The sequence below is a fragment of the Candidatus Hydrogenedentota bacterium genome (assembly GCA_018005585.1).
In the GTDB taxonomy this organism is placed as follows: Bacteria; Hydrogenedentota; Hydrogenedentia; order Hydrogenedentales; family JAGMZX01; genus JAGMZX01.
This window is the reverse complement of record JAGMZX010000092.1, coordinates 10,732-21,127: the sequence shown is the minus strand read 5'-3', so window position 1 is coordinate 21,127 and position 10,396 is coordinate 10,732. Positions and strand designations below refer to the sequence as shown.

At 64.8% G+C, this 10,396-nt stretch carries 8 protein-coding genes; 4 read left to right on the top strand and 4 right to left on the bottom strand.

Going from position 1 to position 10,396, the window contains the following annotated elements; translation table 11 throughout:
* Window positions 1–36: 36 nt before the first annotated feature.
* Window positions 37–1,539 carry a TrkH family potassium uptake protein gene (locus KA184_15290; GenBank protein ID MBP8130941.1) on the bottom strand — a complete coding sequence of 501 codons (1,503 nt, stop codon included), beginning with the start codon at window positions 1,537–1,539 and terminating at the stop codon, window positions 37–39.
* A 326-nt stretch (window positions 1,540–1,865) separates the two neighbouring features.
* Between KA184_15290 and KA184_15285 the strand changes: the two genes are divergently transcribed.
* Both KA184_15285 and KA184_15280 read left to right on the top strand, forming a co-directional pair.
* Window positions 1,866–2,984, top strand: coding sequence for a pyridoxal-phosphate dependent enzyme (locus KA184_15285; protein ID MBP8130940.1), 1,119 nt, complete (start codon window positions 1,866–1,868; stop codon window positions 2,982–2,984).
* A gap of 858 nt (window positions 2,985–3,842) precedes the next feature.
* Window positions 3,843–5,552: a thioredoxin family protein gene (locus KA184_15280; protein MBP8130939.1), complete on the top strand. Its 1,710-nt coding sequence runs from the start codon at window positions 3,843–3,845 to the stop codon at window positions 5,550–5,552.
* A gap of 38 nt (window positions 5,553–5,590) precedes the next feature.
* On the opposite strand, the gene cysE is transcribed toward KA184_15280, so the two are convergent.
* The 3 genes from cysE to KA184_15265 form a co-directional block, all read right to left on the bottom strand.
* A complete protein-coding gene (cysE, locus tag KA184_15275; protein MBP8130938.1) occupies window positions 5,591–6,397 on the bottom strand; it encodes a serine O-acetyltransferase in 807 nt (268 codons plus the stop codon).
* 164 nt (window positions 6,398–6,561) lie between these two features.
* Window positions 6,562–7,620: a galactitol-1-phosphate 5-dehydrogenase gene (locus KA184_15270; protein ID MBP8130937.1), complete on the bottom strand. Its 1,059-nt coding sequence runs from the start codon at window positions 7,618–7,620 to the stop codon at window positions 6,562–6,564.
* Between the two features lie 69 nt (window positions 7,621–7,689).
* The gene (locus KA184_15265; protein MBP8130936.1) at window positions 7,690–8,376 is read right to left on the bottom strand and encodes a fatty acid hydroxylase; all 687 of its coding nucleotides are present in this window, start codon (window positions 8,374–8,376) and stop codon (window positions 7,690–7,692) included.
* Between the two features lie 193 nt (window positions 8,377–8,569).
* Here KA184_15265 and KA184_15260 point away from each other — a divergent pair, with 193 nt between their 5' ends.
* The gene (locus KA184_15260) at window positions 8,570–9,235 is read left to right on the top strand and encodes an SIS domain-containing protein (GenBank protein MBP8130935.1); all 666 of its coding nucleotides are present in this window, start codon (window positions 8,570–8,572) and stop codon (window positions 9,233–9,235) included.
* Window positions 9,236–9,252: 17 nt separating this feature from the next.
* Window positions 9,253–10,347 (top strand): glycosyltransferase family 4 protein, encoded by a 1,095-nt coding sequence (locus KA184_15255; protein ID MBP8130934.1) that lies wholly within the window; start codon window positions 9,253–9,255, stop codon window positions 10,345–10,347.
* The last annotated feature ends 49 nt before the right edge of the window (window positions 10,348–10,396 follow it).

Below are 10,396 nucleotides of genomic sequence, written 5' to 3'. Positions count from 1 at the left end.
GGTCGAACACCAGCGTGGCCCGGCGGAAAGGGCCCTTCACTTTGAGCGCCAGAATCCCGGCATGAACAGGACCAGGACGGCCAGTACTTCCAATCGGCCGAGGATCATGCAGAAGACAAGGAAAACCTGGCCGCCGGGCGGCACGATGGAGCAGGTTTCCATGCCGCCGACCAGGCCCAGGCCGGGCCCCGTGTTACTCATGCAGGTGGCCACGGCGGATACGGCGGAGTCGAAGGGCAGGCCGAACGCGGACATCACCAGCGAACACCCGCCCAGACACAGGAGATAGGCAAGGACAAACAGCAGGACGTTGCGCTGCACGGTGTCATCGATGACCTCGTTGTCCACGCGCAGCGCGCGCACCGTATACGGCCGGAACAGGCGTTCCAGCCGGTTGCGCAGCATCTTGAATACCATCACGATCCGGACAACCTTCATGCCGCCCGCCGTAGACCCCGCCGAACCGCCGATGCACATGACCACGACGAGCAGCATGCGCGAGAAGAAGGGCCACGCATCGTAGTCTTCGGTAACGTAGCCGGTGTTGGTCATAAGCGAGGTCACGCTGAATGCCGCAACGCGGAGGCTGTGCCAGAAACCGGGAGACTCCTGGGTCTCCAGCGCGGGCTGCCCCGCCGGCGCCGCGCCCCAGAACCCGGCCACGTTCGTCGCCGCAAGCAGCGTCGCGGCGGCCAGGACGCCAATCATGGCGCGCCATTCCGTACTGCGGAAGAAAGCAAGCCGGTCGCCCTGGACCAACGCCAGATACAGGCCGAAACTCGACGCGCCGCAGACCATGAACAGAATCGTGACCAGTTCGACAGGCAAGCTCTGATAGTAATAAATGCTTTCCTGGCGCGTGGAAAAACCACCCGTCGCAAGCGTGCCGAACGCATGACAAAGCGAGTCGAAAAGGTCCATCTTGCCCGTAAGAAGATAGGCCGCCGTGTTGAGCAGGGTCAGGACGATGTATATCTGGAGCAGCACCAGTGCCGTGTCGCGCAGATGCGGCCGCAACCCGCGGGGGTCCGGCCCGGAGGATTCGGTCATGAACAACAGCTTGCCGCTGGCCGCCAGATACGGCAGGATGGCCATGAACATGACCACAATGCCGATGCCGCCGAGCCAGTGGGTGAACGAACGCCAGAAGAGAAGGCTGTGCGGCCATTCCGCGAGGTTGTCTACGACACTGGCGCCCGTCGTGGTGTAGCCCGACACGCACTCGAAGACCGCGCCCACCGGCTCGAGCAGACCCGAGCACACGAAAGGAAGCGCGCCGAGCACGCCCGAAAGCACCCAACTGAACACGACAATAACCAGCGCCTCGCGCTGATACAACTGGTTGTCCGCCTTCCTTCCAATCCCGTAGAGCAGGGCGGCTACAGTCCAGGCGATGCAGGAAGCGGCGAAAATGGGGGGAATCGTCCACCATTCCGCGTAGTACGCGGCCCAGCCGATGGACGGCAGGAAAGCCACGCCGGAACCCGCCGCAATGATGCTCAGGGTCCTTGCAATAATGCGCAGATTGAGGACTTGCATAGTGGTGATTTGAGCTACGCTCGTTTCAAAGACGCAGCAGACAAGCTAGCCGCCGGGATGGCGGAACTTCCGCGGTGCTTGTATCCCCGTAATGCTCTGGGTGTAATGCCGTAATCTTACCACGTTCTCGTGCGGCGCCGCGACTCGGACTCCGAAACGCCGCCACAAGCGCCCAACTGGCGCCGTAATGGCGCGACACCACAAACGCGCGATTGGGCGCGTCCGATGGAACATGGTATGCTTCCCACATGCGTTGCGCCGTTGCGCGGAATGGTCTTGCGGGCAAGGCGCGCGCAAACGAGAAGTATGAGAGGAATGCCGGCGTCATGCGCCCGCTGCTTGAAGCTTATCCCGGATTACGGGAACCCCTGCCGCTGGAACGGTTTGCCACGCTGCCCACCCCCGTCGCGCGCGTTCCCGGTTTCGAGTCCCTGCTTGGCGCGGCGAGTTTTCACGTCAAGCGGGACGACCTCACCGCGCTGGAGTACGGCGGCAACAAGGTGCGCAAGCTCGAGTTTCTCCTGGGCCGCGCGCGTTGCGACGGCTGCCGGGCCGTGATGACCTTTGGCGGGGCCGGCTCCAACCACGCGCTGGCTACGGCAATCTACGCACGGCGGCTCGGCATGGACGCTATCTCGATGCTCGTGCCCCAGCCCAACGCGCCCGCCGTACGGCGCAATTTGCTCATGAGCCTCACCGTGGGCGCCGAACTTCACCTGTGTCCGGACAAGGACCGCCTCGATGCCGCCGTCGCCTCCGTGGTGGACCGGCGGCGGCGCAGCGATGGCCGGCCGCCCATGATTATCCCGCCCGGCGGTTCTTCGCCCATTGGCGCGCTGGGCTACGTGAACGCGGCGCTGGAACTGCACGCGCAGGCAGCCGCGGGCGACCTGCCCGCACCCGACGTGATCTATCTCGCCGCCGGGACACTCGGCACCGGCGTCGGGCTGGCCCTCGGTCTGCAGGCAGCGCAAATGCACGCATCGGTCATGGCCATCCGCGTAACGGAACCCAGCTTGGCAAGCGAAGCCAAGGCGCGCGCGCTGTATGAGGAAACCAATCACCTGCTGCATCGGCACGACGCATCGTTCCCGCTCTCCGGTTTTCCGGGAGAGCACTTTGCGCTGCGTCACGAATTCTTCGGGCCGGGTTACGGCGTGATCACGCCCGAGGTTGAGGAAGCTATCCGGGCCATTCGCGACGCGGCGGGGCTCGCGCTCGACCACACCTATACCGGCAAGGCGCTGTCGGCGGTCATGGCGGACGCGGCGCGGTTGCGCGGCAAACACGTCCTCTTTTTGAATACCTACAATTCCCGCGACCTCGACGGCACCGTGGCCGGCCTCGACTACCGCGCGCTGCCACGGGAGTTCCACCCCTACTTTGAAGGCGCTCTGGAAACACCAGACACCGCGAAGCCGGGCGCTCCTCCTGAGAGTATCTAGCCGCAAGAAAAGGGGGACGCCGTCGCCCAGAGGGGGAGGGAGGCGGGTGGGCGGCGGCGTCCGTTATAGCGCCTATGATTCTTGGTAGCGTCTTTTTGTAACCGGGCAACCCCTTTCAGGGCCCCCGGTTTTCAGGCATCAGGCGCGCGCCGCGCCCGATGCCCGCGTGTCACATGCGGTCGTCACGCATACCCGGGCTAAAAGATGCCGTCGAACAAATCGACGATCCCGTCCCAGATACCCGTGAAAAAGTCGACGATCGCATTCCAGAGATCTTCCAGCCAATCCATTGTCCTATCCTCCATTTGATCTTTCTTCTTTCGGGGCTTCTCAATCGCCCCGCAACGCCCCATTCTACCCACGAACCCGGAATTCGTTACACGCCTGTTTCGCGGCTATCCGGCCCCCCATGTTCTTCCATGAGAAGACCGCGGAGAAGACGCAAGCGCACGGGTGCCACGGGCGCATGGTGCGTGATTCAAGACCATGGGCAGGATGTCCATGCCACGACGCGCGAGCCGGAAAGACAGGCCGGAATGCCACTTCCAGGGATGGCGGGGACGTGCCGCGCCGCCGCCCACATTTATGGTCCCGCGTATCCGCCGCCTGTGGCGTTGTTTGCCGTGCGGAAGGATACGCTCGGGCACTCCACCCTGGTCTCGTTGCGGAATGAAGCAGCAGGCGGTGCGTGTTGTCTAGCGAAGACCGGGGGAACGCTTGTGACCCGCGCGCAGCGTAATGGTATTCCTGTTTTGGGGGATGCCATAATCCCGGGCGGCCGGGGAAAGGGCGGGCATCTGTCCTGGTAACAGGGTGCCCGTGACGGTGTTGGTTGCTGGTCATTGGGAATGAGAGACTATGCGAAACTTTGCAGCATTGGTTATCTGCGGCATCCTGTTCGCGCTGGGCGCCGTACCTGTCTGGGCGCAACGCGGCCCAAAACTCGAATACAGCGTCAAGATGGAACCCGAGAGCGTCGCGCCCGGCGGGCAGGTGCGCGCACTGCTGATCTTCCGCATCGAGAAAGGCTGGCACGTGAACGCCCACGCGCCGAAGGACCCGAACACCTACGCCACCGACCTCGCGCTCGAACCGCCGGACGGCATCTCCGTGGAAGACGTCGTCTATCCCAAGTCGCAGATGTTCCAGCCCGATTTCCAGCCCACCCCGATCGAGGTCTACGGGGAAGAATTCACAATCGAAGCGCGGCTGCGCGTGGCCGAAACAGCCGCCGCGGGCGCATATGCCGTCACGGGCCGCCTGAAATACCAGCCCTGCAACGACAAGGTCTGCGCGTTCCCCGGCGAACTCAAGGTAAGCATCCCGGTCCGGACCGGGAGCGCGGGCCAAGGCCCCGCCGCGCCGGCCGGGACTCCAACCGTGGCGACGCCCGCCGCGCCGGAAACGGGCAACGCCGAAACCGTGTCATCCGCCGCGCCTTGGCGCAGCCTGGCGGACCAATTCACCGTCGCAGGCAGCGAATTCGGTTTTCACGAGGCGGATTCTTTCCTGGCGTTCATTGACCGCGCGGAGAGAGGCGAGGCCGGCACAGGCGGCTTCGCGGGCCGGAGCGTTTGGCTGGTCCTGCTGCTCGTGCTTGGCGGGGGATTGATGCTCAACCTTACGCCGTGCGTGCTGCCCTTGATCCCGATCAACATCGCGATTATCGGGGCGGGCGCCCGCGCGGGGTCTAAGGCTCGCGGGTTCGCGCTCGGCGGCGCGTACGGTCTCGGCATCGCCGTCGTTTACGGCCTGCTGGGATTGGCCGTCGTGCTCGGGCTTTCGAGCGTGTTCGGCTCCATTAACGCCAGCCCGTGGTTCAACGGGGCCATTGCGGTCCTGTTCCTTCTCCTCGGTCTGGCCATGTTCGACATCATTCAAATCGATTTCACGAAGTATCAAGCGAAAGTGGGCGTGCGCGGCAACGAAAAACGCAGCTTCGGCATCGCGTTCTTCATGGGCGCTGTGTCGGCGCTGCTGGCCGGCGCGTGCGTCGCGCCCGTCGTCATCTATACCATCGTCTACGCCCAGGACCTCTACAACACCGGCATGAAGGCGGCCCTGTTGCTGCCGTTTCTGCTCGGCGTCGGCATGGCGCTGCCCTGGCCCTTCGCGGGTGCGGGTTTGTCCTTCTTGCCCAGGCCCGGCATGTGGATGGTGCGCGTGAAGCAGGCTTTCGGCGTGTTCATTCTCGCATTTGCCGCCTACTACGGCTATCACGCGGCGACCGGCTTCAATGACCGCTATTTCGTCGACCGCGATGCCGTCGCCGCCAGTGTTGCGGCCTCGGACGAAGACGGCTGGGGCTCTTCGCTGGAACAGGGCCTCGCCCGCGCACGTGACCAGCAAAAGCCCGTACTTATCGACTTCTGGGCAACGTGGTGCAAGAACTGCCTCGCCATGAACACGTCCACGCTCAAGAATGACGCGGTCCTGCAGCGGCTCGACGGCTACGTGAAGATCAAGTACCAGGCGGAAGACCCGGGCGCGATGCCTGCCAGCGAGGTTATGGAATACTTCGGCGTCATGGGCCTGCCGACCTACGTCGTCTTGCTCCCCACGCACTGACGAATCACCGGAGGTCCCGGCATGGCCCTCCCGCGGCCTTATTCGCGGTTCTCCGAATTCATCCAGATACGGTGGTCCATTTCGAGCGCGGGTTGTCCGTGCAGCATGCCCGCGATAGGCCTGGCGGGCACGCCTACGACTGTCGTATGCGGGTCGACGTCCATCAGCACGACGGCGCAGGAACCGATTTTCGCGCCTTCACCGACTGTGACGTTGCCCAGAATCTTGGCCCCGGCGGAAATGAGCACGCCCTCGCGGATCTTCGGGTGGCGGTCGCCCTTTTCCTTGCCCGTTCCGCCGAGGGTCACCTCATGAAGCATCGAAACGTTATCCGACACGACGGCCGTTTCGCCAATTACGACGCTCGTCGCGTGGTCGATAAGGATGCCCCTGCCGACGCTCGCCGCGGGATGGATATCGACGCCGAACACCTCGGAAATGCGGCTCTGCAAGAACAATGCGAGCGGTTTCCGGCCGCAGTTCCAGTAGTAATGCGCGACGCGGTAGGCCTGAAGCGCGTGAAACCCCTTTAAATACAGGAGCGGCGTCGAGTACTTCGTGCAGGCGGGATCCCGTTCGAGCACGGCCAGGATATCCGAGCGGAACGCCTCGCCGATGCCCGCGTCGTTATTCAGGGCCTCGTCGATAAGGTCCCGCAGCGTCACTGCCGACAGCGTGTGGCTCTCGAGCTTGCCCGCAAGCTGGAAACTGAGCGCGTCCTCGAGCGTCTTATGATTGAGCACAACGCTGTGCAGGAAACTGGCCAGCATCGGCTCAACGCGCGCGTCTTCCGTCGCCTCCGCGCGAATGGCGTCCCAGATGGGATCACCCTGTTTCTTCTTCATACCGGCATCTCCCGGCGGATCGGGGCGCGGCGCCTCGAAAACCGCCCAAGTCCCCAATATGCTGTAAACAACAAGCAGCCGGGGAAACGTCTTCCCAAAGGCGCTTCCATGGCATTGGTGTCATCCTCGCGAAAAAAGCGGGGCCATGGTTTTGCACGGGCGACTTAGCCATGGTTGACGCACATGACCTTGCACGCAAAGGCCCTCTTGTCCCGGACCATCTCCAAATGCTCGCGCAACCGGTCCAACGGCGTCTGATGCGTGATCAGAGGCCCGGCCTCAATCCGCCCGTCCGCCATATGCTCGAGCGCGAGCTTCCATTCGTTGCGCGGCAGTTCCGCGTAAACCGAGTTCCATGTGCCCGCCACCTCGAGCTCCTTGCGCAGCACCGCCCAGTACGCGTCCTGAGACAATGTCATCGCGCCCAGGGGATTGCCCATCAGGACCACGCGGCCGAACGTGCGCGCCGCCAGGACGCACTGCTCAAACGCGGTGGAGACGCCTGTGCCCTCGACGGCCACGTCCGCGCCGCGCCCGTTCGTTTTGCGCCGCACCCACGCCGCCGTGTCGCCCTGACCCGCGTCATGCAGGTGGTCGAATTTGAGCGACCGCGCGAAACGCAGCCGGCCGATGTCAATGTCGGTCATCAGGATGCGGCCGGCCCCGAAGATCCGCGCCCATTGGCCCAGCAGCAAGCCGATCGGGCCCGCGCCCGTAATCAGCACCGTGTCGCCCGCTTCGAGCCGGGCCCGTCGCAGCGCGTGCAGCGCCACCGCCACCGGTTCGGCCATCGCCGCCTCCTGCAGCGGCATGCCTTCCGGAACGGGGAGCAGGTTCCATGCGGGCACACGCACCAGTTCAGCAAAGCCGCCGTCGCAGCGCGAGCCCAGATAGTCATAATCCGCGCATTGGGCATACGCGCCCGCTTCGCACGCCGCGCAGCGGCGGCACGGGATCAGCGGATACACGGCCGCCCGGCGGCCCGCCCACGAGCCGTCGACCCCGGCGCCCACGGTCTCAACCGTGCCCGCCAGTTCATGCCCGGGAATAAGCGGGAAGCGGTGCGTTCCCTTGGAGAAGATGCGGGGAATGTCGGAGCCGCATATGCCGCACGCGCCTACGCGCAGCAGTACCTCGCCCGCGCCGGGGAAGGGCGTGGGCGCTTCTTCATACCGCAGGTCGCCGATGCCGTACAGGATACAAGCTTTCACGAAGCCCTCGATTCCATATGATATTGCGGTTCCGGTAAGAGGATATCACGCCGCGCCTCATGCCCGCATTACGCGGGAGTCTCACGGCTCCCCGCGTTCTTGGTATACGCTGCCCAGCACGTAATCCCAGACGGGAAATGTGATATTGAAGTTGTAGCGCAGCATGAGATGCGGATGGTGGTGAGCCAGATGATGGCGCCGCAAGAACTGAATAACGGGGAACCGGCCTATCCACGACGATTCCGGGAGGTGATAGGCCAGATGCAGCCATTCATAGAGCAGGTAGTAGCCCACGGCGACGATAAAGAACAGGCAAGCGGCGTTCTTTCCGAACAGCAGGCCCGCAAGCAGGGCAAGCGGCGCCGCCGTGGCGAAAACCAAGGCGACCGCAAACGCGGGAAACAGCACGTAGAGCCACTCGCGGTGGCCGCGCACGGCCATGTCGTCATGGGGAAAATAGACGTGATGCACCAGCGTGTGGCGATCGAACAAGACCGGTATCCACCACGTGCGCCGGTGCATCGGCCCCCGGTGCGCCAGCCATTCGACAAGGTTGGCCGCGAGGAACGCCACAGGCAGCATCGCCCATTCCAGGAGACGGACGTTTTCCAGCAGCCGCGCCGCGCCTGCCATCGCGCTCAAGGCCAGCGCGTTCGTCGCCCCGAAATACACGTAGCCGTTGTACCAGCGCATCTCGTAGAAGCTTCGTACCTTCGCCCGGTAGGGCGGAAGCGCCGGCTCCGCATGTGTTGCCGCGCAATCGCGCATTTCCCGGCTGCCTCCTGATTTCCGATATGCCGCAGGGTGGTCCGGCGTGCTACCATGCCTCTCAGCACCGCACCTTGTTCTGAAAGAACGGCCCGTGCCGCCTCTATGCCGTCCGCGGCCAAGACGCGCCTCAAGAGCGGTGCGCGTTTGCGTTGCTCCGTATGCGGCGCAGCCTGACGAAAAGGAATACAGCGTGAAGCCGGCCCTCTCTCCCATAGAACAGGACATCCTCGACGACATGCTGCGGCGCAGGCCCGACCTGGACGGCTGCGCGGCGGCGCTACTCGACGCGCACGCCGCGCTCGCGCGTTGCTACGACGGCGGCAACACCCTGTACACCTGCGGCAATGGCGGCTCGAACGCGGACGCCATGCACATCGTGGGCGAGCTCTGCAAGAGCTTCGAGCGCAAGCGCCCCCTGCCTCCCGGCATCGCCGCGCGCCTCGCCGGCCTGCCTTGCGGCGAAGACCTGGCCGCCCATCTTGAGGCCGGCCTGCGCGCGCACGCCCTGGGCTTCAATGGCTCGCTGAAAACGGCTATTGAAAACGATTGCCCATTGCGCGACATCGCCTTTGCGCAGGAATTGAACGCGCTGGTCCGGCCCGGCGACGTGCTGCTGGCCATTTCGACCTCCGGCAACGCGGGCAACTGCCTGATGGCCATGTCCGTCGCGAGAGCGCACGAGGCGGTGACTATCGCGCTGACGGGGCCGAAGGGCGGCAGCATGGCCGCGTGCGCCGATGTGGCGATTCGCGCGCCCGGCGGCACGACCAAAGTCGTGCAGGAAGCGCATATCGCGCTGTGGCACGCGCTGTGCTGCCTCATCGAGGCGCACTATTTCCCCGAACCGCGCGCGTGAAAGCGGGGACGCCCGCCATGAAAACCGGCATAGACGCGCACGTACTGGGCACACGCGCGGGCGGGAACGAGACCTATATGCGCGCGCTGGTTCAGGCCCTCGCCGCACACGCGCCCGACGCGGATATCGCGGTCTTTCTGAACCCCGGCCACCAGGAACCAGGCCTCCCCTTTCCTGCGTTCCCGTTGCCCACGCGCTCCTCTTACAAACGGATGCTGTACGTGCTGCCGCGGCTCTGCAGGCAGGTCCGGCTCGACCTCGTGCATATCCAGTACACGGCTCCTCTGAGGCGGCCCTGCCCCTATGTGGTCAGCCTACACGACCTCGTGGCTTTTCATTTCCCCGGCACGATGCCGCTGGCCGACCGCTGCCGCCTGCGCGCGCTCACGCCATTCACGGTCCGGCACGCCGCGCGCATCTTCGTGCTGACCCGCGCGGTCCAGCGAGACATCCAGACGCGCTACGGCATCCCGGAAGACCGCTTTGACCTCGTGCAACCGCCCGTGGACATGGCCTTCCGTCCCGCCGCAGACCCGGAACTGCTGGATCGCGTTCGCAGGAAATACCGGCTGCCCGCGCGTTTCGTCCTGTACGTGGGGCTGATTCAGCCGCGCAAGAACCTCGTCCGTCTGGCGCAAGCGTTTGCGCGCCTGCAGCGGCACGGTCTGGACCACGCGCTCGTGATTACAGGCAAGCGCGCCTGGCTCTACCAGGAAGCCGTGGACGCCATCGCCCGCCTCGACCTCCAGGACCGCCTGATCTTCACCGATTACGTCCCGCGCGAGGACCTGCCCGCGATCTACGCGGCTGCGGACGCCTTCGCCTACGTATCCCTGTATGAAGGTTTCGGCATACCCGTGCTTGAAGCGCTCGCATGCGGCACACCAACCCTTGCATCGACCGACGCCGCGCTGGCGGAAGTAGCCGGCGGCACGGCGCATCACGTGGATCCCCGCGATGTGGACGCAATCGAGCAGGGCCTGATTCACGTATTGACAGACGGAGACTTCCGGGAGCGGGCGCGCCGGGAGGGGCCTCTTCGCGCCGCGCGGTTTACGCCGGAACGGATGGCCGCGGCCGCGCTGGACGGGTATCGCCGGGCCGTCGAATAGGCCGCCGGGCGCCGCCTACGTCCTGCCCGGTTGCTTGGGGGTGCGTCCC

What these genes read in the sequence shown, in the direction of transcription:
- KA184_15290 (MBP8130941.1), bottom strand. Translation starts at nt 1,539, where the DNA reads ATGCAAGTCCTCAATCTGCGCATTATTGCAAGGACCCTGAGCATCATT.
- KA184_15285 (MBP8130940.1), top strand. Translation starts at nt 1,866, where the DNA reads ATGCGCCCGCTGCTTGAAGCTTATCCCGGATTACGGGAACCCCTGCCG.
- KA184_15280 (MBP8130939.1), top strand. Translation starts at nt 3,843, where the DNA reads ATGCGAAACTTTGCAGCATTGGTTATCTGCGGCATCCTGTTCGCGCTG.
- cysE (MBP8130938.1), bottom strand. Translation starts at nt 6,397, where the DNA reads ATGAAGAAGAAACAGGGTGATCCCATCTGGGACGCCATTCGCGCGGAG.
- KA184_15265 (MBP8130936.1), bottom strand. Translation starts at nt 8,376, where the DNA reads ATGCGCGATTGCGCGGCAACACATGCGGAGCCGGCGCTTCCGCCCTAC.
- KA184_15255 (MBP8130934.1), top strand. Translation starts at nt 9,253, where the DNA reads ATGAAAACCGGCATAGACGCGCACGTACTGGGCACACGCGCGGGCGGG.